The 25,666-nt window shown below is 69.1% G+C and carries 21 protein-coding genes and 1 pseudogene; 5 read left to right on the top strand and 17 right to left on the bottom strand.

The genetic code is table 11. The features are described 5' to 3' along the window. The 17 genes from QF777_00970 to lpdA all read right to left on the bottom strand — a co-directional run bounded on the left by QF777_00970 (nucleotide 1) and on the right by lpdA (nucleotide 21,383). Complete coding sequence (locus QF777_00970; protein MDP6910121.1) at nucleotides 1-2,031, bottom strand: DUF6077 domain-containing protein; 2,031 nt, start codon at nucleotides 2,029-2,031, stop codon at nucleotides 1-3. Nucleotides 2,032-2,033: 2 nt separating this feature from the next. Further along, complete coding sequence (locus QF777_00965; GenBank protein ID MDP6910120.1) at nucleotides 2,034-2,888, bottom strand: sugar nucleotide-binding protein; 855 nt, start codon at nucleotides 2,886-2,888, stop codon at nucleotides 2,034-2,036. Then, nucleotides 2,885-3,832 (bottom strand): dTDP-glucose 4,6-dehydratase, encoded by a 948-nt coding sequence (rfbB, locus tag QF777_00960; protein ID MDP6910119.1) that lies wholly within the window; start codon nucleotides 3,830-3,832, stop codon nucleotides 2,885-2,887. The genes QF777_00965 and rfbB overlap by 4 nt, the downstream gene beginning before the upstream one ends. A gap of 13 nt (nucleotides 3,833-3,845) precedes the next feature. Continuing rightward, nucleotides 3,846-4,403, bottom strand: coding sequence for a dTDP-4-dehydrorhamnose 3,5-epimerase family protein (locus QF777_00955; protein ID MDP6910118.1), 558 nt, complete (start codon nucleotides 4,401-4,403; stop codon nucleotides 3,846-3,848). Further along, nucleotides 4,396-5,442: a glucose-1-phosphate thymidylyltransferase gene (locus QF777_00950; protein MDP6910117.1), complete on the bottom strand. Its 1,047-nt coding sequence runs from the start codon at nucleotides 5,440-5,442 to the stop codon at nucleotides 4,396-4,398. The genes QF777_00955 and QF777_00950 overlap by 8 nt, the downstream gene beginning before the upstream one ends. Before the next feature lie 46 nt (nucleotides 5,443-5,488). Next, on the bottom strand, nucleotides 5,489-7,903 hold the full coding sequence (locus tag QF777_00945; GenBank protein ID MDP6910116.1) for a LysM peptidoglycan-binding domain-containing protein: 2,415 nt from the start codon (nucleotides 7,901-7,903) through the stop codon (nucleotides 5,489-5,491). Nucleotides 7,904-7,964: 61 nt separating this feature from the next. Then, nucleotides 7,965-9,266, bottom strand: a complete 1,302-nt coding sequence (locus QF777_00940) for a hypothetical protein (GenBank protein MDP6910115.1) — start codon at nucleotides 9,264-9,266, stop codon at nucleotides 7,965-7,967. Nucleotides 9,267-9,296: 30 nt separating this feature from the next. Beyond that, nucleotides 9,297-10,577, bottom strand: coding sequence for a UDP-glucose/GDP-mannose dehydrogenase family protein (locus QF777_00935; GenBank protein ID MDP6910114.1), 1,281 nt, complete (start codon nucleotides 10,575-10,577; stop codon nucleotides 9,297-9,299). A 67-nt stretch (nucleotides 10,578-10,644) separates the two neighbouring features. After that, nucleotides 10,645-11,820, bottom strand: a complete 1,176-nt coding sequence (moeB, locus tag QF777_00930; GenBank protein MDP6910113.1) for a molybdopterin-synthase adenylyltransferase MoeB — start codon at nucleotides 11,818-11,820, stop codon at nucleotides 10,645-10,647. A 56-nt stretch (nucleotides 11,821-11,876) separates the two neighbouring features. Beyond that, the gene (locus QF777_00925) at nucleotides 11,877-12,656 is read right to left on the bottom strand and encodes a Sir2 family NAD-dependent protein deacetylase (protein ID MDP6910112.1); all 780 of its coding nucleotides are present in this window, start codon (nucleotides 12,654-12,656) and stop codon (nucleotides 11,877-11,879) included. 22 nt (nucleotides 12,657-12,678) lie between these two features. After that, the gene (locus QF777_00920) at nucleotides 12,679-14,163 is read right to left on the bottom strand and encodes a leucyl aminopeptidase (GenBank protein MDP6910111.1); all 1,485 of its coding nucleotides are present in this window, start codon (nucleotides 14,161-14,163) and stop codon (nucleotides 12,679-12,681) included. Between the two features lie 33 nt (nucleotides 14,164-14,196). Next, nucleotides 14,197-14,787: a cob(I)yrinic acid a,c-diamide adenosyltransferase gene (locus tag QF777_00915; GenBank protein ID MDP6910110.1), complete on the bottom strand. Its 591-nt coding sequence runs from the start codon at nucleotides 14,785-14,787 to the stop codon at nucleotides 14,197-14,199. A 52-nt stretch (nucleotides 14,788-14,839) separates the two neighbouring features. After that, the gene (locus QF777_00910; GenBank protein MDP6910109.1) at nucleotides 14,840-15,688 is read right to left on the bottom strand and encodes a hypothetical protein; all 849 of its coding nucleotides are present in this window, start codon (nucleotides 15,686-15,688) and stop codon (nucleotides 14,840-14,842) included. A gap of 22 nt (nucleotides 15,689-15,710) precedes the next feature. Then, nucleotides 15,711-16,817, bottom strand: a complete 1,107-nt coding sequence (locus QF777_00905; protein ID MDP6910108.1) for a Xaa-Pro peptidase family protein — start codon at nucleotides 16,815-16,817, stop codon at nucleotides 15,711-15,713. 59 nt (nucleotides 16,818-16,876) lie between these two features. Further along, nucleotides 16,877-18,574: a lipoyl synthase gene (lipA, locus tag QF777_00900; GenBank protein ID MDP6910107.1), complete on the bottom strand. Its 1,698-nt coding sequence runs from the start codon at nucleotides 18,572-18,574 to the stop codon at nucleotides 16,877-16,879. Then, nucleotides 18,571-19,893 carry a dihydrolipoamide acetyltransferase family protein gene (locus tag QF777_00895; GenBank protein ID MDP6910106.1) on the bottom strand — a complete coding sequence of 441 codons (1,323 nt, stop codon included), beginning with the start codon at nucleotides 19,891-19,893 and terminating at the stop codon, nucleotides 18,571-18,573. The genes lipA and QF777_00895 overlap by 4 nt, the downstream gene beginning before the upstream one ends. Before the next feature lie 17 nt (nucleotides 19,894-19,910). Next, entirely contained in the window at nucleotides 19,911-21,383 is a 1,473-nt protein-coding gene (lpdA, locus tag QF777_00890; protein MDP6910105.1) for a dihydrolipoyl dehydrogenase, read from the bottom strand. Between the two features lie 118 nt (nucleotides 21,384-21,501). Between lpdA and QF777_00885 the strand changes: the two genes are divergently transcribed. From QF777_00885 to QF777_00865, 5 genes and pseudogenes are all read left to right on the top strand, one after another. Further along, complete coding sequence (locus QF777_00885; protein ID MDP6910104.1) at nucleotides 21,502-21,753, top strand: hypothetical protein; 252 nt, start codon at nucleotides 21,502-21,504, stop codon at nucleotides 21,751-21,753. A 93-nt stretch (nucleotides 21,754-21,846) separates the two neighbouring features. Further along, nucleotides 21,847-22,059: a hypothetical protein gene (locus tag QF777_00880; GenBank protein MDP6910103.1), complete on the top strand. Its 213-nt coding sequence runs from the start codon at nucleotides 21,847-21,849 to the stop codon at nucleotides 22,057-22,059. A gap of 86 nt (nucleotides 22,060-22,145) precedes the next feature. After that, entirely contained in the window at nucleotides 22,146-23,579 is a 1,434-nt protein-coding gene (leuC, locus tag QF777_00875; protein ID MDP6910102.1) for a 3-isopropylmalate dehydratase large subunit, read from the top strand. A gap of 25 nt (nucleotides 23,580-23,604) precedes the next feature. After that, nucleotides 23,605-24,198, top strand: a complete 594-nt coding sequence (gene leuD, locus QF777_00870) for a 3-isopropylmalate dehydratase small subunit (protein ID MDP6910101.1) — start codon at nucleotides 23,605-23,607, stop codon at nucleotides 24,196-24,198. After that, a pseudogene (locus tag QF777_00865) lies at nucleotides 24,177-25,666 on the top strand (beta-propeller domain-containing protein). Before leuD ends, QF777_00865 begins: the two are co-directional and overlap by 22 nt.

The raw sequence follows: 25,666 nt of genomic DNA, 5'->3' as shown, positions 1-25,666 counted from the left end.
TCAGCGCACGTAGAACCGGCAGACGGGGTCCTCGGCCACCCTGACGTACCCGGCAACGAGCAATACGTCGGCCACCTCGTCGCCGCCTCCCGACGTGAGGCAGATCGCGTCCGGTGACAACACCTCAACGGCCTGGGCTACGGCGTCGGCCCCCCACTCGGCATGGCCATGCGACAGGGCGTGCGACAAGGTCAGGCGATCCATGGCATGAAAGTCGGCTCCCGCGTGACGCCCCTGCAGGTACGACGACCGGGGATTGACGGCCCGCACGTCTACGCCCAGTACGGCCACCGCGAAGTCCACGTCCTCCGGACCGGCCACCGTCCCGCCAAACGGCGCCAGGGAACGAAGGGTGCGGGCACTCTCCACCTCGGGGCGCGGCAGGTCGACTACCGGCGGCCACACCAACTCTGTGCCCCGGTTGTCCCCACTGGTGATCGGCGTACCGACGACCAGCAGGGCGGCCAGCAGTACCGCCGGAACCATGGCCGGGGCGGCCCTCACGCCGGGACGTACCGCGGTCAGAACCAGGCCCACCATGGCCGGTAACGGCAACACCCAGAGGGTCCTCCAGGCCACGGCGTCGGCTTCGCCGGCGGCATCAAGCACGTCAAGTACCCCGGGGGCCAGAAAGGCCCCGAAGACCACCACCGGCCCGGCCAGCAGCACCAGACGTGAACTCCGGGGGCCCACCACAGCCCAGGCGGTCAACGCTGCCCCGAGGGCCAAGAACGCCGGAAGGCCGTCGCCGAACACCATTCGCAGCACGGCCACCGGCTCGGTCCCGCTGTCAAGCAGGCGGCCCACGTCGAGGAAGGCCAAGGTCGCGCCGACGTCGCCGAGGCGTTGAGGATCGGCGGCCAGGGCGTACAGGCCGGCCAGCAACGCCGGCGTCACAGCGGCCGTCGCCCCGACGATACGGCGGAGATCACCGCTGTCCCAGGCGGCGGCCCCGACCGCGGCCAGCACGACCGGCGGGGCGATCAGCACAGACGACGAGGTGAGTCCGAGGCCGGCCACCACGCCGGCGGCCACCATCCACAGGTGACGGCGTCTCCCACTGCGCCCGTAGGCCGACCCGTGGTGCCAGAGGGTGGGTACGACGATCAGCAGGAAGACCGCCTTGCCCTGCCAGGACCTGCCGGCGAAGAAGTTGCCGAACGAACCGTGGACGGCACCGTCCAGCACCAGAAAGGCGGTACCGGCCCACGTGGCGGCCGCCGCGGACCTCGAACCCAGACCCCGTAGAAGCCGCCAGGTGGCCAGTACGGCCAGGGCGGCCACCAGCGGGCCGAACCCCAGATGGGTCAACCCGACCGCCGAGACCCGACCGGCGGCCGCTGCGCTTCCCAGCAGGGCTTCGACCGAGGTGGCCAACGCAGCGGGTCGCTCAACGGGCAACACATCATCGCTGAAGATGGTGTCGCGGTCTGGAAAGGCCCCGTCGTGGGCGGCCACCCAGGCTGAACGGTTGACTACGAACACGTCGTCCTGATCGGGCCGGACCATGGTCAACGACAGCAGGGCAGCCAGGGCGGCCAGCAGCAGGACCGACAGGGCGGCGGTTCGCGACGTGCGGTACAGGACGGCCCGAGCCGTCGTAGCGGCCGTCGGACCCGCCACCCGTATGGCCCGGACCGCTACGCCCAGTGCCCCCAGGAGACCCAACCAGACCACCGGCCACCAGAGACCGTCCACGTCGACCACGGCCAGCAGGCCGGCCGAGGCCAAGCCCGGAAGTAACGGCCAGCGCGACAGGCGACCCGCGGAGCCCGGTCCGGCGGGTAAAGCCCACCCGTCTCCCCGACCAGCTACCTGTCCGGCATGCGGTCGATTCCCGGATGCCCGGGCGGCTGCACCCACCGCAGCCAGCACCAGCACCAGCAGCCACGCGCCGAAGGTCGCGTCGCGTCCCACCCCGGTCAGGCGGCCCAGGTGGAAGAGCACCGTCCAGACGGCCAGGGCCATCATCACCAGATCGAGGGTCCGGTCGGCCCGGCGGGCAATGGTGTCGCCGACGTCGACGTGCACGGTCAGAACCCTGCCCCGGCGACCAGTTCGGCCACCGCGTCGAGGTGGTGGCGAAGGCCCAGGTGGCCCATCGACCGGAGCACCCCGTTGTCCAGCGCCGAGAACTCAGGTCGGGGGGCCGGCGACGTGCCGTCCAGCCCCGGGTCAGATCGGGCCTCGATCCGGTCGGGATCGCGACCGGTGGCCACGGCCACGTGCTGGGAGAACTCGAACCACGTGGTTGCGCCACTGTTGGTGGCGTGCACCGTCCCGGCTACCCGCTGGTCCACCAGGTCGACGATCACCGGGACCAGGTCGGCCACGAAGGTCGGGCAGGCCCGGCGCTGGTCGCCCATCTGGATCGTCCCGTCGCCAGCCAACGCGTCCAGGAGGTACTCCACCATTCCGGAGGCGTCAGCGGGTTGCAGCCAACTAGTCCGTACCACGGTGGCGTCCGGACCGGCCGCCAACTCGCCGGCCAGTTTGGACGCCCCGTAGATGCTCAACGGGCCCGTCGGGTGGTCCTCGGGGTAGGGCTCGGTCGCCCGTCCGTCGAACACGAAGTCGGTGGAGATCTGGACCAGGTGGGCTCCCACCGTCTCGGCGGCCTCCCGAAGGTGGCCCACCGCCCCGCTGTTGATGCGTCGGGCCCGGTCGGCGTCGCCCTCGCAACCGTCGACGTCGGTCCACGCCGCACAGTTCACGATCACCGTCGGCCGGTGGGTCCGCACGGCGGCGTGCACGGCCTGCCGATCGGCCACGTCGAGAGCCGGCCGGTCAAGGCCCACGACCGGCTCGGCGCCCGACCCCCGGTCGGTGAATCCGGCGACCATGGCTCGCCCAAGGCGACCACCGGAGCCGGTCACCAGAACGGTCACCGGGCATCCCCCAGCAGGGGCTCCCACCAGTCCTGATGGTCGCGGTACCACGCCACGGTCTCGGCCAGGCCCTCGTCGAGGCTACGGGACGGAGCCCAACCGAGGCTGCGGATCCGGGTGGTGTCCACCGAGTAGCGGCGGTCGTGCCCGGGACGGTCGGCCACGTACTGGACGGCCGACTCGTCGGCCCCGCATAGGTCCAGGAGTCGACGGGTCAGGTCCAGGTTGTCGACCTCGGCGCCCGCCCCCACGTTGTAGACGGTGCCGGCCTCGCCATCGGTTAGCACCCGCTCCAGAGCGGCACAGTTGTCGTCCACGTGACACCAGTCGCGGACGTTGCCTCCGTCGCCGTACAACGGGACCCGGCCGCCACGCAGTAGGCGGGTCACGAACAACGGGATGACCTTCTCCGGAAACTGGAAGCGCCCGTAGTTGTTCGACGACCGGGTCACCACGACGGGAAGCCCGAACGTCTCGTGGTACGAGAGGGCGATCAGGTCAGCGGAGGCCTTCGATGCCGAATACGGCGAACTGGGGGCCAACGGATCCCCTTCGACGAACGAACCCTCCCCGATGGAGCCGTACACCTCGTCGGTTGACACGTGGAGCACCCGCCCGACGCCGACCTCCATGGCCACCCGGCACACGGTTGCCGTGCCGCCGCAGTTGGTGGTGACGAACCGGTCCGGGTCGACCAGCGACCGGTCCACGTGGCTTTCCGCCGCGAAGTGGACTACCGCGTCGTGGCCCGGCATGACCATCGACAGGGTCGAGGCGTCACACACGTCGGCGTGGACGAACCGGTAGCCGGACCGACCGTCCAGGCCCGCCAGATTGGCCGGGTTGCCGGCATAGGTGAGGGCGTCGTAGACCGTCACCTCGTCGCCCCGGGCCACGGCCCGGTGGACGAAGTTGGCACCGATGAATCCGGCGCCCCCGGTCACCAGGAGGCGCACCTCAGCGCTCCACGTAGACGGGTCGCCGGTCGTCGGAAAGATCGTCCCGGTTCGGGTTGGCCCGGTCGCGCGCCGACAACACCGGGTCGGCCACCACCCAGTCGGCACCGACGGCCGGGTCGTCCCACGCCACCCCCAGCTCGTCGTCCGGGTCGTAGGTGCCGTCCACCAGGTACGTGAGGGTCAGGTCGGTGAGCGCCGCGAACCCGTGAGCCACCCCGGGCGGGATGTACAGGCCACGATGGCGGTCCGGACCGTCGCCCCCGAGGTTCATCTCGACGGTGGCGCCGTCGGTGGGCGATCCGACCCGCAGGTCGTGAAGCACGACGCGGGCCGTCCCCCCGACCACCACCCAGTAGTCCGCCTGGCGGCGGTGGTAGTGCAACCCGACGAGGGAACCGGCCACCCGGTCGGCCCGGTTGCCCTGCACCATGGGTGCCACGTCACCCAGCCACTCCTGACGCCACGTTTCGACAAATGAGCCCCGGTCGTCGACGTGGACCACCGGGTCGACGACCAGCACCCCGTCGATGGCTGTCACAGCCCTCACCTCAGCCACCGGTGCCCCCCTCCGAACTCCGGGCGTCGACCACCGAATGGTCGCCGAGCAGCACCGACAGGTCTACCCGGTCGCCGCGAGACCCCGTCACCTCGGCTGACCGGCCCAGGACCGAGCCGGTCAGCCGGTCGAGGTCCGACACCACGGCCCCGTCCATGAGCACCGAGTGCTCCACGGTCGAACCCTCGATGGCGCAGCGGGCGCCCACGGCCACGTAGGGGCCGACCGTGCTGCCACTGATCCGGGCACCGGCAGCCACCACCACCGGACCCACCAGAGTGGAGTCCACCACTTCGGCGTCGCCGTCGACCACCACACCGTCGCCGCCCAGCCGGTCCAGCACCAGGCGGTTGCACTCCAACAAGGGGTCCTTCTTGCCGGTGTCGATCCACCAGCCCTCTAACACCCGGTGCTCCACCACTTCGCCGGCGTCGAGCAGCCACTGGATGGCATCGGTGATCTCCAACTCCCCCCGCGCCGACGGCTCGATGGCCCGCACCGCCTCGTGAATTCGGGGACCGAACAGGTACACGCCGACCAGGGCCAGGTCGGACGCCGGCTCCTCGGGCTTCTCGGCCAACCCGACGATCGTCCCGTCGGGCGCCACGTCGGCCACCCCGAACGCCGACGGGTCGTCGACCCGGGCCAGAAGCAGCCGAGCAGCCGAACAGCCGTCGAACCCGTCGACCACCCCGTCGAGGGAGTCCTCGAACATGTTGTCACCCAGGTACATGGCGAACGGCTCGTCGCCCAGAAAAGGGCCGGCGACGACCACGGCGTGGGCGAGGCCAAGGGGCCGATCCTGGGCGATGTAGGTCACCTTCGCTCCCCATCTGCTGCCGTCACCGATGCTGGCCATCACCTCGGCGGCGGTGTCGCCCACCACGATCCCGATGTCGGTGATCCCCACCCCCACCAGGTCGGCCACCACGTAGTGCAGGATCGGAACATTGGCAATGGGGACCAGTTGCTTGGCGCTGGTGTGGGTCAGCGGACGCAGACGCCGTCCACTCCCCCCGGCCAGGATCAGTCCCTTCACCGCGACGAGGGTATCGGGAGGCCCACGGGGCCTCCGGGCGCCTCGATCAGCGTCCCGCCGCCTTGGACAGGCCCACCAGGAAAACGAGGACCGTGGTGGCCACCTGTTGGGCCTGGGAACCGTCCAGCGAGTATTCGGCAGCCACCTTCTCGAGGGCCTGCTGGTCCCCGTCGGCAGCCATGTAGGCCGTGGTGACCCGCTCGGTCCCCGTCTGGGCGGGCACCTCGAGCGGGTCCCTCTCGCTGGAAGACAGGCTGAGGAGGAACGCCACCACCCACACGCCGGCCCGCTGGAACTCGGGCACGGTCATCTCGAGATGGTCGGCCGCCTCGGTGACCCGGGCCAGGTCCTCGGCGGTGAACGTCGAGGTCACCCGGTACTCGTCCACCTGCGGGTCGGGGAAGGCGGTGCCGGCATCGGGCGGCCCGTAGCCGACGCTGAACCAGTTGGAACGAAGGCCGAACTCCCGACGGAAGCGGTCGCCCGACACCACGAAGCGGTTGCCGTCCCGGGCCCGGAGTTCCACCTCGACGGCCCGACCGCCGTCGTCACCGAAGCCGTCCCTGGCGATCACCTCGATCTCGTACAACGCACCCAACCCGAAGGCGTCGCCCACCCGCTCGACGTCGATCTCGTCGGTCCACCGGTGCACGGGGTTGATGGACACGTCGTCACCGGCATCGGGCACGCCGGTGAAATCAGCGGTGATGGTGTGACCACCGGTGGATGCCGAGAACTCGGTGCGGGACACCACGCCGTCCTGCAGGCGAACCATGCCAGCCGTGGAGGCCACCGCGGCGTCGGTAGCGGCGGTTTCGTGGTCCCAACCGTCGGACCCCCGTCGGCTCCGACGCCCCGAATACACCTGGCAACGGATGGTGTCGCATGTCTTGGCGTAGCCGTACCGAACCTCGGCCAAGGCGTACGACCGTGCCGCCACCGCCTGGACCTCCAGGGCCGCCTGGCCGGCACCGCCACCCATCTCCGACCAGACGGACGGCATCTCGCTGGGCACCACCGACCGGAGGTACTGCTCGATGGCCACCCAGTTCACGGTCCGCTGGCGGGCCCCGTAGCGGGCGGCCCGGATCTCGCCCCGGTACCAGGTGGCCGATGTCGGCCCTTCGCAGAGCTGCAGCGTCTGGTCGAGGCCCGAGGTGGCCGTGTCGACCAGTTCGTAGGCCACCCCGTCGGCCGTCGAGGCAATCCCACCGTTGGCGGCGTGTACCGAACCGGTCGGCCAGGCCGCAGTGATGCGGGCCACCGGACTTTGGATGACCAGCCCGGTGTCGGTGAAGTCGCCGCCGCACGACGAGCCGGACAGGACGCGGTAACGGTCGGCGTCGCCGTCCAGCACCAGGCGCACCACCCGGGTCGAGATCACGGTCCACGGCCCCTGGATCCCGCCGACCAGCAACAGGCCGTCGGAGAGGTAGACGGTCGTCGGGTCGCTGTCGTGGGACAACAGGCGGACGCCGATCTCGACGTCGGGGACGATGGTGGGTGTCGTTCCCCCGTAGTAGTGGTCGAGGATCTGGTCTCGACCCCACCCTTCGTCCACCGCGTAGCCGAGGGCCCCGTACTGGCCCATTCCGCGGCCGTGGCCCCATCCGCGGCCGTCGACGGTCACGGGGCCGTAGTCCACCGAGTAGATGGGCGGGGCAAACCGACCGGGTATCCGCAACTGCTGGCCGATCGAAAGAAGATTCGCATCGGTGATTCCGTTGGCCTCCATGAGGGCAGACACCGTCACCCCGTTCGCCGCGGCGATGGCCGACAGGTTGTCTCCGGACCGCACGGTCACGATCAACGGTGGCAGGGTGGTGGCCGGCGGCATCGAGCCCGGGATGGTCAGTTGCTGGCCCACCGAAAGCCGATCCGGGTCGGTCAGGTCGTTGGCGTTCATGAGGGCCGAGACCGACACCCCGTGCACCGAGGCAATGGCCGACAGGCTGTCCCCGGGTTGGACGGTCACCACGACCGGCCCGGTGGGGGTCACCGGCCGGGTGGCACCTGGCACCAGTAGCTCCTGGCCGACGTGCACCGTGTCGGGATCGACGATGTTGTTGGCCTGGATCAACGCTGAGAGGGTCACGCCGTACTCCGCAGCGATGCCCGACAGACTGTCGCCGCGCTGCACCACCACCACCATGGTGGGGAGGGTCGTCGGGGTGGCGCCCGGGCCGGGGATGACCAGTCGTTGGCCCATGAAGAGCCGGTCGGCGTCGACAATGCCGTTGGCCGACATGAGCGCCGACACGCTGGTGCCGTGCTCGGCGGCGATCTCCGAGAGGCTGTCACCGGCCTCCACGGTGACCACCACGTCAGCAGGTGCGGGCGACGCTGTGGCCAGCAGGGTCCCCACCAACGCCGAGACCACGACGATCGACCGGAAGCTCGCCGCCCAGAAGAACACAGGTCGGCGGGCTGGAGGCTGCTGGTCGGTCGGCTGAGGATCCACGTTGCTTCCGTACACGGGTCGTTGGACGTGTGGGAACGCCCCGTTCCGCCCGGTCAGGCGGTCATTGTAGGAGTCGGAACCGTCGTCCGAGGAGCACCGACATGGCGACCATCGAGGTGGACACGGTGGCAAGCAATGCCACCTCCACCCGGAGGAACAGGTCGCTCCCGACAGCCAGCACCATCGGAAAGGCCAGGAGGCCGGCCAACCAGGCCAGGGCCATCCGGCCCTGCCAACGGAGGGCGATCAGTGCCTGGGCCAGGCACAGCACCACCATCAGCACGGCGCTGGAACTGGCCAGCAGGACCATGTCCCGACGGTCGACGGCGAACTCGGCTCCGAAAGCCAGCTCTACGACCCGGTGGCCGACCAGGCCACAGGCCACCACGGCGGCCAGACCGAGGAATCCGACGAGAGCCAGAAGTCGACCCAGCACGTGGCGGAACTCGTCGAACCTCCGATCGGCGGCCAACGCCGAGAGCCTGGGCAGTAGGGAAGCCTGCACAGCCTGGAAGAAGAACAGAGGCACCCGGGCCACCAGAAGGGCGTTGAGGAACCGACCTGCCTCGTGGCCTTCGGACGGTCCGGCCAGCAATTCGACGGCCAGGGGGCTGACGTTGAGCACGACGGCCGTGGACACGGAGGCCACCAGCAAGGCACCCATGGCGGGGGCCAGGGCCGCCAGGCCACCCCGACGGTCGACGGTCCCGTCGGCTACCGGGACCGGCCCGGCCTCGGTAGCCGGGTCCGGGCGCGAAGCGCCGTCCGACCGTCGACCTGCCAACGCGGCGGCCACCCCCAGGAACGGCGCACCGCCGACAGCCAGGCCGTAGATCGCCACCTCGTCGGTCAGCACCAGACCGAGCACGCCCACCAGGGCCAGGCGGCCGACGCCGTCTCCGATGAAGTAGCGGGCGTAACCGCCGAATCGGTTCAGGCCGGCCAGCATGCCGCGGGCCAGGTGGCCCGCTCCCAGACCGACCAGCACCAGCAGGAGGCCGACCAGAAGCACCCCGTGGCCGGCAAAAAGGCCGTCGACCATCCAGGGTGCGGCCACCAGGGCCACCAAAACAAGGCCCAGGGCCAGCGAGCCGCCCAGGATGGCCGCCGGCCCGACGACCAGGCGGGGCGGATCTGCGGGATGGCTGGCGATGACCCGGGCCGTCTCCTGTTCCAACGGCTGGAAGAACCCCGGACCGAGCAGGAAGCTCAGCGCCCACAGAAGTCCGACCGGCGAGTACGCCTCGGCACCAAGGTCACGTGACGCCAGGGTGATGAACGTGTATGCGGTGAGGCCGTTGACGACTAGGCCACCACCGACGGCCACGGTGCCCTCAGGGAGCCGATCCAGGACGCGCCTCATCGGCCGGGTAGGTGCGTGTCGGCCATGTGCCTAACGGCCGACGCCCTCGAACCCGCAGCCCAACTCGCGCCACGGCCCGGGCTGGAGGAGGTTGCGGGTGTCGACCACGGCCCGACGGGCCATCACGTCGACCACTGCCACCGGGTCGACCGAGGCGAATAACGGCCACTCGGTGAGCACGACCAGCACATCGGCATCCCGACAGGCCGCCACCGGGTCGCCGACCAGTTCGACGGCATCGGGAATCGGAGGCCGCCACTCGGACACCGTGGGATCATGGGCCCGCAGTCTCGCCCCGCCAGCCAGCAGCCGCTCGACGATCTCCAGGGCCGGAGAATCACGGAGGTCGTCGGTGCCCGCCTTGAAGGTGAGGCCCCAGACGGCCACCGTCCGACCCTCCAGGTCCCCGCCCACGGCCCGCCGAACCTTGTCCACCATCCGTTCGAACTGCTGGAGGTTCACCTCGAGGGCACTGTCCAGGAACCGGAAGTCGTAGCCGGCCTGCCCGGCCTGGTGGATGAGGGCACGGGAATCCTTGGGAAAGCAGCTGCCGCCCCAGCCGGGGCCGGGTCGGAGGTGACTGGCTCCGATCCGGGCGTCGTACCCGAGCCCGAGGACCACGTCGTCGATGTCGGCGCCCACCCCCTCGCAGACCGCAGCGATGGCGTTGGCGAACGAGAGCTTGGTGACGAGAAAGGCGTTGGCCGCGTACTTGATGGTCTCAGCCGACGCCGGGTCGGTGAGCACCACCGGGGCGTCGACGTCGTCGTAGAGGGAGCGAACCACCTCACATGACCGCTCGTCATCGGCGCCGACCACGATCCGATCTGGCCCCATGAAGTCAGCCACTGCGCTCCCCTCACGCAAGAACTCTGGGTTGGAGGCCACCGTGACGTCATCGCGATCCAGGAGCCGCTTGACCACCCGGGTCGTCCCTACCGGCACGGTCGACTTGTTTACGACCACGGCCCCCGACGTCAGCAGCGGCCCCAGAGACGATGCTGCTGCTTCGACGTAGGACAGGTCGACCGACCCGTCGGGCGAATGGGGCGTGGGGACGCAGAGAAAGACCACCGCACGATCAGCGACCCCTTCGGCCACATCAGTGGTGAATCTCAACCGACCGGACCCAAGTCCCTCTGCCACCAGGGCGTCCAGGCCTTCCTCCACGATCGGAACGTCTCCGGCCGACAACCGGGCCACCTTGTCGGCATCGACGTCGACACACGCCACGTCGTGCCCCAGACGGGCGAAACACGCGCCGCTGGTCAGCCCGACATAGCCGGTCCCGATGATGGCTATCGAGGTCATCGGGGCAAGTCTCGCAGCACCTGGAGCCAACCCCGACGCGCCGGTTGCCCGACGCTCCAGAAGCAGGTCAGCCTTCGTGCGGGGTAGTCACCTTCGGCATGCAGAGGCCGTCCAGTTCAGTGATCTCGATGCGGTCCCGGTTCTCCCAGGTCACCTCGAGGGACGGGTCCCTTTGCAGGCGGTACTCCCGGAACGACATGTCCATGGCGTCGAAGGCCACCAGGCGTCCGGACAGGCCCTCGCCCAGGCCGAGGATCAACTTGATGGCCTCCAGCGCCTGGATCGAGCCGACGATGCCCGGCAGCACGCCCAGCACTCCGGCCTCGGCACAGCTCGGGGCGAACTCGGCTGGGGGCGGCTCGGGGAGCATGTCCCGGTAGGTGACCCCATCCCGGGGATCGAACACCGTGACCTGGCCCTCGAAGCGGAAGATGGAACCGTGCACCACCGGCACGCCGAGCTTCACCGAGGCGTCGTTGAGCAGGTAGCGGCTAGGGAAGTTGTCGGCTCCGTCGATCACCACGTCGTATCCGGCGAGGATGTCCATGATGTTGTCGGCGCCGAGGCGAACGTCGTAGGTGACGACGTCGACGTCCGGGTTGATCGCGGTGAGGGTCTTCTTGGCCGAGTCGACCTTGCGTTCGCCGATCCGATCCAGGTTGTGGAGTATCTGGCGTTGGAGATTCGACTCGTCGACCACGTCCATGTCGACAATGCCGATCCGTCCCACCCCGGCGGCCGCCAGGTACAGGGCGGCCGGGGAGCCCAGACCGCCGGCCCCCAGCAGTAGGACGCTGGCGTCCAACAACTTCAGCTGGCCCTCCTCGCCCACCTCGGGCAGGAGCACGTGGCGCTGGTAGCGGTTGCGCTGGTCGGGGCTCAAGGTCCGCGGGGTGCGCCAGTCGCGACCCTCGTCCTTCCAACGGTTGAAGCCGCCGTCCATGGAGACCACGTTGGTGTAGCCCAGCTGCTGGAGGGTGTCGGCGGCGAACGCCGAGCGGACCCCGCCGGCACACATGACAACGAGTGGCTGGTCCCGGTCGTCGACCCGACTCTCGATGCTGGCCTCGAGGTTGCCCCGCGGGATGTGGACCGAGCCGGGAACCGCCCCCTGCTCGAACTCGTCGGGCTCGCGGACGTCGAGGAGGAGGTGTCCGGCTGCCAGCAACGCCTCGGCGCCCGCCGGGTCGGTCTCGGTGATCCGGGACTTAGCGTCCCGCAGGAGATCTCGAAAGGTGGCCATACCAAAATCCTACCGATCTGGTCGGGATTCGACCACCGGACGGTTCGCCGATCGCGTCATGAACCGAGGATGGTCGGCAGCAGTTCGCTGATCGACCCCCGGACCACCACTTCGGCCAGATCGTCCATGTCGGTCGGCGAACCGTTCACCACGACCACCGCCCGACCGGCCTGTACGGCCGTCGGAACCATCAGGTTCACCGGACCGACGGCCAGCGTCGATCCCACGGCCAACAGGAGGTCGGCGTCGGCCGCCGCGGCCAGCGACCGGTCCAGGTCGCCCTCGAAAAGCGCCTGGCCGAAGCTCACGGTGGCCCGCTTCAACAGGCCGCCACAGAACCCCCTCGGGCACCGGGGGTCCTCTTCGCCGGAGCGAACGCGCTCCAGGACCACCTCGATGTCGTCCTGCACGCCGCACTCCAGGCACATCGACCGTCGAACCGTCCCGTGGACCTCGACAATGCGCTCCGGGTCGGTCCCGGCCATGAGGTGGAGGCCGTCCACGTTCTGGGTCACCAGCGTGTGCAACCCACCCCGCCGATCAAAGTCGACCAGCGCGCGATGCCCGACGTTCGGTTCCACCCCGTCCCACATCCCGCCGGCCATGACCCGCCAGTTGGCCTTCCGGACCTCAGGGTCGGCCAGGTACACGTCGATGTTCGATGCCCGTTCGGCCTCGGGGTTCAGGGTCCACACGCCCTGCGGTCCCCGGAAGTCTGGAATACCGCTGTCCGTCGAGATGCCCGCTCCGGTGAGCACGGCCACCGATCCCGCTGCGGCGACCAGCGACGCCGCATCGATCGTCTCTTTCCCGGGCCCCTCGGACGCATCCGTCATCGGCAGATCCTCTTCGATCAGGTCAGGCCGTGAAGGACTTGGCTAGGTCGACCAACAGGCGCACACCGAAACCGGTGCCACCCCGGACCACCTCGGCATCGTCGGCGTCGGTGAACGCCGGGCCGGCAATGTCTAGATGCGCCCAGTCGATGCCCTCGGCCACGAACTCGCCGAGGATGAGCCCGGCGGTGATCGCCCCGCCGTACGGTCCGCCGATGTTTTTCATGTCGGCGACCGGGGAGTCCACCATGCGGCGGTAGTCGTCGGGAAGAGGCAGGCGCCACACTCGTTCGCCGGTCTTGGACGACGCCGCCTCGACCTGTTCGAGAAAGCCATCACCGCGACCCATCAATCCGGCGATCCTCGGACCGAGGGCCACCATGCAGGCACCGGTGAGTGTGGCCAGGTCGACAATGGCGTCGGGCTTCGCTTCTGAAGCCATCGACAGTGCGTCGGCCAGCACGAGACGGCCCTCGGCGTCCGTGTTGAGCACCTCGATGGTTTTGCCGTTTCGGATGGTCAGGACGTCGCCCGGTCGGGTGGCATCCCCACCCAGCATGTTGTCGGTCATCGGGAGGTAGGCCCGGACCCGGCACCGGGGGGCTACCGTCGGCAGGGCCGACATGGCACCCACCACCGCGGCTGCACCACCCATGTCCATCTTCATGTCCATCATTCCTTGACCGGACTTGATGGACAGCCCGCCGGCGTCGAAGGTGAGCCCCTTGCCGACCAGGGCCAGGGTGCCCTTTGGTCGGCCCTTGGGGGTGTAGGTGAGCTCGACGAAACGGGGCGGATGAGTGGAGCCGCGGTTCACCCCGAGCAGGCCTCCGAGGCGTGCGCGACGAATGGCCGCCTCGTCTAACACCTTGACGGTCAGCCCCCGGTCGCGGGCCATGCGTCGCACCCGATTGGCGAACTTCGGCGCCGTCAGGCTGCCACCCGGTTCGTTGACCAGGTCGCGGGCCAGCACCACGCCTCCGACAACCGCTTCGGCCTGTTCTATCGACGTCTTCACGCCCGCCGCAGTGCTTCCCACGAGTGACACCCGGGCGAGTCGGTCCGATACCGGTCCCTTGTCGTCGGCCGATCGGTAGCCGAACCGGTAAAGGGCCAAGGTCAGACCCTCGACCACCGCGGCAACGCCGTCAGCCTCGGTCAGCTCGCCAGTGGTGGCCACCACCGACGCCAGGTCGGTGGCCAGTGATCGACGAGTCCGTGCGGCACGACCCAGCGCGGCAGCTGCCCGTCGGAGCCCGTTCGTGCCCAGTTCGTCGGTGACGCCGAGGCCCACGGCAGCTACTAGGCGGCCGTCGGACGGCACGACCTGGACCTGCCCGGCCTTGGCCTCGAAACCGAGACGACCCAGGTCCGCTCGATCGAGGCCGGACGGTAGCGGGTCTCCATCGGCCAGCCGTTCGATGGTTATTCCGTGGGCCACCACCTCGGCCCGAGCGGGAGCGCGACGGGCCGTAGAGAACTGGGGGGGCGTGAACGTGACGGTCATGGTCTTCCTCGGGGAATCGGATCGGGACGAGTATCAGTCGGGCGTGGAGCGACCCTCAATCGAACGGCCTTCAATGGAGCGGACAGTGAGCGAACCGCCCGCCGCGCTGTCGGCCTCGTGCCACCGGGCCAGAGTCCACAGGAGGTCGGAGAGGCGGTTGAGGTACGGCACTACCGACGACCCCTCGACGCTGGCCGACAGGGCCGAGCGTTCGGCACGGCGACACACCGTGCGGGCCACGTCGAGTCGGGCCGACACCTCGTCCTCGCCGGGCGCCACGAACTCGGTCGGCGGTTCGAACCGATCCGACACGTCGTCAATGAGTTCTTCCAACGCTGTGACCATGTCCGGAGTGGGTCGCGATCCCGACTCGCCCAGTTGGGCGATCTTCTCGGGATTGCAGGCCAGTTCGGCCATGACCAGCCAGAGGTCCCGCTCCAGGCCGACGAGGATGGCGTCCATCTCGGGGCCGGAGGCCGCCCGGGCCAGCCCGATGGCCGCCTGGGCCTCGTCTACGTCGCCGTAGGCCATGGGAGCCGAAGAGTTCTTGGCCACCCGCCCGCCGTACAACAGGCCTGTCGTGCCGTCGTCGCCTTGCCGGGTGTACACGCGTGTTTCGGTCATCAGGTCGCGAATCCTACCGGTCGTGTCGTTTCCCCAGAAGAAATGCGGCACCTCAGGAGAGGGCAGCCCGTGCCACCAGGTCCATGCCAAAGGCGGTGAGGATGGCCAGGTACAACAGCCCGGTGGCCGCCATGACCGCCGCGTACTGGCGCTCCCGCAGGGCAGCCCGGGTGGCCACCACGAGGGCCAACGTTCCCACCGTCGACGCCACCCAGAACCATCCCAGGAGGCCGTTGTATCCGTCGGCGATGGTCCCGTTCAACACCGAAACCATGCCGGTCGGCCACAGCAGGACGGCCAGCTCGAAGGGCCATGCCAGACCCGTCCACCAGACCAGTTCGATCAACGGCCCGCGGGCCAGGCCGGGCTGCACCAGGTACCAGTGGCCGAGGAGCATGGCGTCGCTCACCGCGCCGAGGAACACGGCCCCCACCAGCATCCGGGCCACCGACAGGGCGGCCGGATCACCAGCAGCCAGGCCGGCCGCCACCAGGCCGACCAACCCGACCAACGGCGCCACAAGATCGAGGTGCGGTGGAAACTCGGGGCCGTCGTCGAACGCTCGGGCATCCCGGTCGATCCCGGTCATCTCGGCCACCCGGGCTGTCCGGCGCTCCTCGAGGCCACGCTGGCCGGACACGCCGGCATGTCGACGCACCACCGAGATGACCATGGCCACCGTGGTGGCCAGTACCACCCCGGCGCCCGCCACCTCCCGCACCGGCTGCGGATCGAGCAGTAGCCCCACAACCACCGATCCGGCGGCCATCAACCCGAAGGTGATGCGCATCGTCCAGCCGTAGCCGATGCCCACCTCGCGGCGTCGCCCGGTCACCCAAAGGAAGAACAGTCCGCCGGTGGCCCACTGCAGCAGCACGCTGGCCGCGTCGAGGTCGATCACCGGACAGCCGTGCTGGTGACCGTCAACCGTCGACCACGGCCAGCCCGTGGTCGATCCGGTTGAGCGGATCCGGGCCGTCTTCGGTGGCCACGACGATGTCCTCAAGGCGAGCGCCCCACACACCGGGCACGTAGATCCCCGGCTCGACCGAGAAGGCGTGGCCGGGAGCCAGGGGCAGGTCGTTGCCCGCCACCATGTTGGGATGCTCGTGGGCCTCGACCCCGATGCCGTGGCCGGTGCGGTGCACGAAGAACTCGCCGTACCCGGCGTCGTCAATGACCTTCCGGGCCGCAGCGTCGACTTCGGCGCACGGCGTGCCCACCGTGGCTGCGGCTACGCCCGCTGCATGGGAGGCGTGCAGCACCTCGTACAACTCGGCGAACCCGCTGGCCGGCGGTCCAACGTGGACGCAGCGGGTGATGTCGGAGCAGTAGCCCACCCCGTCGGGCCCGGCCATCGTCCCGCCAATGTCGAACAGGACCGATTCACCGACGCGGATGACCCGCTCACCCGCCTCGTGGTGCGGGCTGGCCGCGTTGGGGCCCGCCGCCACGATGGTGAAATTCACCCGCTGGTGGCCCTCGTCAATGATTTGGCGGGCGATCTGGGCGGCCACATCGGCTTCGGTCCGCCCCACGAGGGGCATCTTGCCGGCCTGGACGTCGGCCAGGATCCGGTCGACGGCAGCCGCTGCGTTGCGCAGGGCGTCGATCTCAGCGGCGTCCTTGACCATCCGTATGGGCGCCGTTACCTCCGACGCCCTACCTAGTTGCAGGTCGGGGCAGGCGGCCAGCAGGTCCACGGCGAAGCCGGCCCACATCTGGTCACCCACCGCGGCCGTGCCGGCGCCGGCCAGACGGTCGGCCACCAGGGCGACCGGGTCCTCGCCGTCACGCCACGTGACCATGTCGAACACTTCGGGCCGCTCCACGACCCGGGGCGCCTCGAGGTGGGGTACGACGAGGGTGGCGTCGCCGTCACGGGGCACCACCAGCATGGTGAGGCGCTCCAAGGGCATGGCCTCGTACCCACAGAAGTACGGCAGGTCGGCGCCCACGGACAGGAGGAGGACGTCGACTCCCCGGTCAACCATGGAGGCCCGGACCTGGGCGAGGCGCTGCTGGAACACTCGGTCAGGTTATGGGGCGAGATCGGGGGCAGCGCCCGTCGGCCCCGTTCACCAAGCGATCAGCGTCCGACCGACAGGGCCACGGGAACCGGTCCACCCGCCGCCCGTGTCGCCTGGGCCGCCTGCCGTGCGTGGTAGCTGGACCGGGTGAGCGGGCCGGCCTCCACGTGACCGATGCCCAGCGCCACTCCCACCTCGCTCCAGCGGTCGAATGCGCCGGGCTCGACCCACCGGTCGACGGGCAGGTGGGTGGTGGTCGGCCGCAGGTACTGCCCAATGGTCACGATGTCACATCCCACGGCGGCTAGGTCGGCCAGGCACCCGTCGACCTCCTCGTCGGTCTCGCCGATCCCCACCATGATCGACGACTTGGTGGTCAGGCCGGAGGCTCCGGCCCGGGCCAGAACCGAGAGGCTCCGGGCGTACGACGCCGACGGGCGGACGGTCCTCTGCAAGCGAGCCACGGTCTCCACGTTGTGGTTCAACACGTCGGGCCGGGCGTCGAAGATTTTCGAGAGCGCCTCGACGTCACCCCGACAGTCGGGGATCAAGACCTCTACGGCCGTCGACGGACTGGCTCCGCGGATGGCCTCGATGGTGGCCACAAAGGCGCTGGCCCCGTGGTCAGCCAGGTCGTCACGGGCCACCGCAGTGACCACCGCGTGGGCCAGCCCCATCTCGACGACCGCCTCGGCCACCCGACGCGGCTCGTCGGGATCGGGCGCGTCGGGCCTTCGGGTGTCGACGAGGCAGAAGCCGCAGGCCCGAGTGCAACGTTCACCGTTGATCATGAAGGTGGCCGTGCCGTCGTTCCAGCACTCGGAGATATTCGGGCAGCCCGCCTCCTCGCATACCGTGGTCAGTCCCTGGTCGCGTATCAACGACTTCAGACGTCGGTAGCCGGGGCCGACATCCAACGGCACCCGCATCCACGAAGGCTTGCGGCCCACCCCTCCGCCGGCCGGAGCTGGGATTTCACCGGGCCCCGCCCCTCGACTGAACGGACTGAGATCCCCATCTCGTTCACCCTTGACGGCCTCTCCATCTACGGGTTTCCCGGCGAAGCGACGCCACGCCACGTCGGCCCGATCGACCGGGCCCGCCGCCCACTGCTCGATCGCCCGAGCCGCCACTCGGTCCACCACCTCGGCCATGGTCACGTCGATTCCCTCGGCAGCCAGGGAGGTGACCCCAAACTCGGTGATTCCACACGGCACCATCCGATCGAAGTGGGTCAAGTCGGGCGCCACGTTCAGGGCGAAGCCGTGCATGGTCCGACTCCGGGTGAGCTTCACGCCAATGGCCGCCACCTTGCGGGGCCGAGGTCCGGCGGGCTCCACCCACACCCCCGGGTAGCGGTCGAGACGACCCACGTCGGTCAGGCCCAGATCACGACACACCGCCATGACCACCTCCTCCACGGACGCCACGTACGCCGCGGTGTCGGCCATCCCACCTCCCCGCTTGCCCGCCAGGTGGAGCATCGGGTAGCCGACCAGTTGGCCGGGTCCGTGGTAGGTGATGTCGCCGCCCCGGTCGGCCTGCACCACCTCGGCGTCGATCTCGTTTGCCGGAGCCAAAAGGTGGTCGAGGGTGGCCCGCAGGCCGAGCGTGTAGACGGCGTGGTGTTCCAGCAGGAGCAGGTGGTCCTGGGGTGTAGTTGGTTCCTCGGCATGGATCCGCTGTTGAAGGGCCAGCGCATCGCGGTAGCGGACCCGTCCCAGCCAGCGGACGCGAAACGGCCTGGTGGTGGTCACCGGTCGGCGCCGACCGCCCATCGAGCGGCCCAGTCGGCTCCCTCCAGGGTCTGCTTCATTGACCGGAGGAAGGCCGCCGCGTAGGCCCCGTCAAATGCCCGGTGGTCCCAGGCAAGGGCCAGCACACCCATCGATCGGGCTTCGATCGACTCGTGCCCGTCATCGTCGACGACCACCGCGGGGCGTCGGGCGATGCCGTCCGTCGAGAGGATGGCCACCTGAGGTTGGTTGATGATCGGGAACTGGAACAGCGTGCCGTACTGCCCGGGGTTGGTCACCGTGAACGTCCCGCCGGCCAGGTCGTCAGGGACCAACGACCGGCTACGGGCCCGTGTGGCCACGTCGACGATGGCGCGTGCCACGTCCTGGATGGATCGCTCGTCCACACCCCGTACCACCGGTGCCACCAACCCCTCAAAGTCCAGATCGACGGCCACCGCGAGGTTGACGGTGCCGTGCACGATGAGTTCGTCGTCCCCCACCGAGGCGTTGAGTCGCGGAAATTCGGCCAGGGCTCCACATAGGGCCGACACGATGAACGGCAGGTAGGTGAGGCTGGTGCCCTCGGCGGTACGCCACGCGTCCTTTTCGGCCAGCCGGACGACGTCGACCGCCGTGTAGTCGACCTCCATGGCGGTGAGCACATGGGGCGACGTGGCCTTGGACGCCACCATGTGGCGCGCCGTGGCCCGACGGATCCCGTCAAACGGCTCGGCCCGGCCGGGGTTGTCCCGAAGGAACCTCTCTACGTCAGCCCGGGTGATGCGCCCGGCCACCCCCGTCCCCGTCACCCGGACCGGATCCACCCCATGCTCGGACAACAACCTCCGCACCACCGGACTCAATAGCAGTCCGCTCCCACGACTGCCTCCAGACCCCCGGCTCCCGCCTGACCCCGATGCCCCCACCCCGGTCGACCCAGGCGGCGCGACACCCCCGCCAAGTCCACCACCGATGTCAGCTGTCGACGATCCCGAAGACGACACCGACGACGACACCGGTTCGGTCGATGTCATTGGGGAAGACGCAGCGGCCGGGCCAGTGGCGACGTCCGAAACCGTCCCGGGTGCAGCAGCGGTGGAGCCAGCGGGATCGACACGGCAGAGGAGCGCTCCGACGGCGACAAGCGCTCCCTCGCCGGCCACGATTTCGGCCAGCACACCAGCCAGCGGGGACGGCACCTCCGAGTCGACCTTGTCGGTGGAAACCTCGTACAGAGGCTGGTCGACGGCCACCGAGTCACCGACGCCCACGAACCAGCGGGTAATGGTCCCCTCGGTGATCGTCTCACCGAGTTGCGGAAGGAAGACGTCGGCCATGTCGATCGATCCGCTGATCAGCCGTGAAGGGCGCGGCCGGTCAGCGACAGCACCGTCTCGCCGAAGAGTTCGCTGAGGGTCGGGTGGGGTTGGATGAAGGTCGCCACCTCGTCGACCGTGGCCTCCCAGTTGACGGCCAGATAGCCCTGTCCGAGTTGCTCGGTGACCCATGGTCCGACCATGTGGACGCCCAGGATCCGTCCCGCCCGGCCGTCGGCGTCCTTCTCGGCCACCACCTTCACCAGACCCTCGGTCTCACCCACGATCAAGGCCCGGCCGTTGGAGACGTACCGGTGGCTGCTCACCACCACGTCGTGGCCGGCGGCGATCGCCCCGGCTTCGGTCAGCCCGGCGAATGCCACCTCCGGGTGGGTGTAGATGCACCACGGCACGGTAGACGGGTCGATGGGCTTCGGTGATTCGCCCAGCAGGTCGCCCACCACGAACATGCCCTCGGCGAAGCCCACATGGGCCAGCTGCGGCGTGGCCACCACGTCACCCACCGCATAGACGCCGGGCTCCCCGGTGCGAAGTCGATCGTCCACCTCCACGAAACCGCGCTCGTCGACGACGACCCTGGTGCCGACCAGGCCCGCGGAGTCTCCGCGTGGCCGACGACCCACCGAGACCACTACCAAGTCCACCTCCAAATCGACCGACTCATCGTCGGAATCGATCGGCCCGTGGCTCACGACGGTGGCTCCGTTGTCCGTCGGCCGGTGGCCGTGCACCGCTGTCCCGACGTGGACGTCGATCTTGCGCCGACGGAAGGACCGACGGATGGCTGTGGCCACGTCGGCATCGCATCCCACCAAGATCTCCGGGGCAGCCTCCAGCAGCGTGACGTCCGACCCGTAGTCCGAGAGCATCGAAGCAAATTCACAGCCGATGGCCCCGCCGCCGATGACAGCCACCCGGGCGGGCACCCGGTCGATGGACAGCAGCTCGTCGCTGGTCACCACCAGGGTGCCGTCGATTTCGAAGCCGGGGATGGTGCGGGGCGACGACCCGGTGGCCAGCACGATGTGCTCAGCCACCACCAGGGTGGGGTCGCCCTCACCGTGGTCGATGGACACGACGTGGGCGGCACTCAATCGACCGGTTCCGTCATAGACGGTGACATCCCGGCCTTTTAGGAGCGACGCCACTCCCTTGGCCAACCCATCGATGACCTTCTGCTTGCGGACCTGGCTCACTGCCAGGTCGACAACCGGTTCGTGTTCACCAGCCCCGGGGATGCCCACCCCGAAGGTGGCAGCGTCGCGGACGGTTCGCAGCACGGAGGCCGTCTCCAGCAGTTCCTTGGCCGGAATGCACCCGACGTGAAGGCAGGTGCCACCCAGCAGGTGTTCCTCGACCAGGCCGACGTCGAGGCCGGCAGCTGCGCCGTACAGGGCCGCCGCGTAGCCCGCCGGGCCACCACCGATGACAACGAGATCGTGCTGAACCAGCGACGACCCACCGAGGCCCAGAACCATGGGTCGGGTCACCGGGCCACCACCACCTGCACGGTGAAGGCCACCAGGAGGGCCATGCCACACAAGAGTGCAGAGATGATCAGCATCCTCGTGCTCATGGCAGCGACGGTACCCCGCCTAGGGTCGCAGCGTGAGACGAGATGTCGGCATCTTCGTGGCCCTGACCCTCCTCGCTGCCGCCTGCACATCCGGATCCCACGACACGCAAGTCGCCGAGGTCGGGGCGGTCTCGGAGCCGTCTCGGGCGTCCGAGTCAGAACCCGTGCCGTACGAGATTCCAGTCGAGCTGGAGTTCACGGCCACCCTGGTAGGCGGCGAGCTGTTCGATGGAACCAGCGTGGCCGGCCAAGACGTCCTGTTCTGGTTCTGGACACCCACGTGAGTGACGTGTCGAAGGGAGAGTTCGGCGGTCGTCGAACTGAGCACCATTCCGGGCGTCACCGTCATCGGCGTCTCCACCATTCCCGCTGACCGAATGGACTTGGCGACGGAGACGGTCGCCGAGTGGGGTATCACCGGATTTCCCAACATCGCCGACGACGGCGAGGTGCACCTCCGGTTCGGGATCGTGGGCCACCCGGCGGCAGTGGCCATTAGCGCCGGCGGGTCACTGGTAACCGACGTCAGCGAACTTGACGTGCAGGATGCCCTCAACCTGATCGACCGGGCTCGTTCCCGCGACACCTGACCTCCGACACCTGCAACCCAACCACCCGTATCCTGAACGGACCCGATCTCGCCCGGCCGACGCGCCGGGCATGCCCAGGAGCAACCATGCCCGGTTCCGACAGCACCAGAACCCTCAGCGAACCGAGGACCCTCAGCCAAAAAGTCTGGGACCGCCATGTCGTTCGGGCCACCGGCGGCCAGCCCGACCTGCTGTTCATCGACCTACACCTGGTCCACGAGGTCACCTCCCCGCAGGCCTTCGACGGGCTCCGCATGGCCGGACGCCGGGTCCGCCACCCGGAGTTGACGGTTGCCACCGAGGACCACAACGTCCCCACCGCAGACATCGACCAGCCCATCGCCGACCCGGTGAGCCGTGTCCAGATCGAGACCCTACGGGCCAACTGCGACGAGTTCGGGGTGAAGAACTACCCGATGGGCGACCCCGGACAGGGCATCGTCCATGTCATCGGTCCCGAGAAGGGCCTCACCCTGCCGGGCATGACGGTGGTGTGCGGCGACAGCCACACCAGCACCCACGGTGCATTCGGTGCCCTGGCCTTTGGCATCGGCACCAGCGAGGTGGAACACGTCCTGGCCACCCAGACCCTCCCCCAGCAACGCCCGGGGACCCTCGCGGTGACCGTGAACGGCACGCTTCCTGAGGGCTCCACGGCCAAGGATGTGATCTTGGCCATCGTCGGGCGACTGGGCACAGGCGGCGGCATCGGTTCGGTCATCGAGTACCGGGGCGAGGTGATCCGGAACCTCTCCATGGAGGGACGGATGACGGTGTGCAACATGTCCATCGAAGCGGGCGCCAAGGCCGGCCTGATCGCCCCCGACGACACCACCTTCGAGTACCTGGCCGGTCGCCCCCACGCCCCGACGGGCGCCGCCTGGGACGCCGCAGTGTCCGACTGGCGAACGCTGGTCACCGACGAGGGCGCCACCTTCGACCATGAGATCGTGCTCGATGGCGCCGAGATCACCCCCCAGGTCTCGTGGGGAACCAACCCGGGCCAGGTCATGTGTATGGACGGCAACGTCCCCGACCCGTCCTCGTTCGACGAACCCAGTCAACAGGAATCAGCGGCTCGAGCGCTCGACTACATGGGCCTCACCGCCGGCACGCCGATTCGTGACGTGGCCGTCGACACGGTGTTCATCGGCTCGTGCACCAACAGCCGCATCGAGGACCTCCGTGCGGCCGCCGAGGTGGTCCGGGGCCGCAAGGTGAAGGACGGCATCCGAACCCTGGTGGTGCCCGGCTCGTGGGTCGTCAAGGACCATGCCGAGGCGGAGGGTCTGCCCGAGGTGTTCATCGAGGCCGGGTTTGACTGGCGGGAACCCGGCTGTTCGATGTGCCTGGCCATGAACCCCGACAAGTTGGTGGCCGGCGAACGCTGTGCCAGCACCAGCAACCGCAACTTCGAGGGCCGCCAGGGCCGGGGCGGTCGCACCCATCTGGTCTCGCCGGCCGTCGCCGCGGCCACCGCCATCGCCGGCACGTTCGCCTCGCCGGCCGACCTGGCCTGACCCGGAACAAGAAGGGAGCACGACCATGGAAGCTGTACAGATCGTCTCGGGTACCGGGGTGCCACTGCGTCGCTCCGATGTGGATACCGACCAGATCATCCCCAGCGACTGGCTCAAGCGGGTGGAACGCACCGGTTTCGACAAGGGCCTGTTCTCCGAATGGCGCGACGACCGGAACTTCGTGTTGAACGACGAGCGCTACTCCGAGGCCGCCGTTCTGGTGGCCGGCCCCAACTTTGGGACGGGCTCGTCACGCGAGCACGCCGTGTGGGCCATCCAACAGTACGGATTCGGTGCCGTGGTCTCACCCCGGTTCGCCGACATCTTCCGCAACAACTGCACCAAGAACGGCCTGGTGCCGGTCCAGGTGTCCGATGAGGTGGGCGCCGCCCTACTCGACGCCGTGGAGGCCGACCCCGATCTGGTCATCACCGTGGACGTGGCCGCTCTGACGCTTGAAGCACCGGATGCCGGGATCTCGTGCTCGTTTCCGCTGGAACCCTCCACCCGGGAGCGGTTCCTCGAGGGACTCGATGACATCGGCATCTCTCTGCGCCACGAAGCCGACATCGAGGGCTACGAGACCACTCGCCCGGCATGGCTGCCCACTACGGCGTGACCCACCCACACCCCGCGGGGCGCCTCCTAGGCGCCGTCCTGGCCCCCCTGATGATGGTGCTGCTGGCCGGCGCGTGTGCAAAGGATCCCGAGGGTCCCGGCCTGTCCGGCGGTCGCACCACAACCACCGGGGCGGTCGACGTGTCGGGCACCGAGTTGACGGCCGGCCTCGTTGCCTTCACGGCGTGTGACGAGTTGCTGGTCCATCTGCAGGCCGAGGCCGCGCAACGGGTCGGCCCCTACGGCCTAAGTGGGGGCCGGTACGGCGGCCCGGTGATGCTGGAGGCGGTGGCCCTGGCCGAAGACTCGATGGGTGACGGGGCCGCGACGTTCAGCCCCCGGACCGCCGACGAGACTCTCGTCGAAGGGCAGGACTACTCGGGTACCAACGTTCAGGAACTGGGCATCGACGAACCTGACCTCATCAAGACCGACGGCCGTCGGATCCTGGTCATCGAGGACGATCGACTCCACCACGTATCGGTGGCAGGCGGCACTGCGACATTGACCGACTCCCTTCGCATCAAGGGCCACTGGAGCCGCCAGATGCTCCTGTCCGGCGATCGGGCCCTGCTCATCGCCGATACGCACGTCGACGGGGATCCCGAACTACGGCCGGCCTTCTCCAGCCTCGTACCCGAGGGGGGATGGCGATCGCTGACCAGCCTCATCGAGGTCGACCTGTCGGATCCGACCGACCTGAAGATCGCCAACGTGCTCACCGTCGAGGGCTACCACGTGTCCACCCGTGTGGTCGGCGGCTCGGCCCGAGTGGTCGTCTCCACACCACCCGACGAACTGCCCTTCGTGTACCCGCAGAACTCCAACGGCGAGGAGCGGGCTCGCCGCTTCAACCGGGAGGTGGTGGCCGAGACCACCCTGGCCGACTGGATGCCCGACTTCGTCCTGGAGTCGGCCGACGGGACGGTGGTCGAGGGGCCGCTGCACGAGTGCACCGACGTGTCGCGTCCCACCACCTTCGCCGGCCTCTCGACCCTGTCGGTACTCACCGTTCCACTGGTCGAACCGCTGTCCCGACCCGCCACGACCGCCGTGCTGGCCGAGGGGTCGACCGTCTACTCCGGCAACCAGCACCTCTACGTGTCGACCAACGCCTGGGTGGATCCCGATGCGCTGGCCGACGACCAGCAGCGTTCCTGGTGGGATCGAAACTGGGACACGGCCATCCACCAGTTCGACGTTTCCGGTCCGACGCAGGCCGCCTACACCGGCTCGGGCGAGGTCCCCGGCCACCTGCTGAACCAGTTCTCCATGTCTGAACACGACGGACACCTACGGGTGGCCTCGACCACCGGGGGCCCGTGGCGCTTCGACGAGGACGCCGAGTCAATGGTGTCGGTCCTAGCCCGACGCGATGGCGCGCTGGAAGTGGTCGGGCAGGTGGGCGACATGGGTCGCGGCGAGCGGATCTTCGCCGTGCGATACGTGGGCGACGTGGCCTACGTGGT

This window comes from Acidimicrobiales bacterium (assembly GCA_030747595.1).
GTDB lineage: Bacteria > Actinomycetota > Acidimicrobiia > Acidimicrobiales > MedAcidi-G1 > UBA9410.
This window is presented reverse-complemented; position numbering and strand designations above follow the sequence as displayed.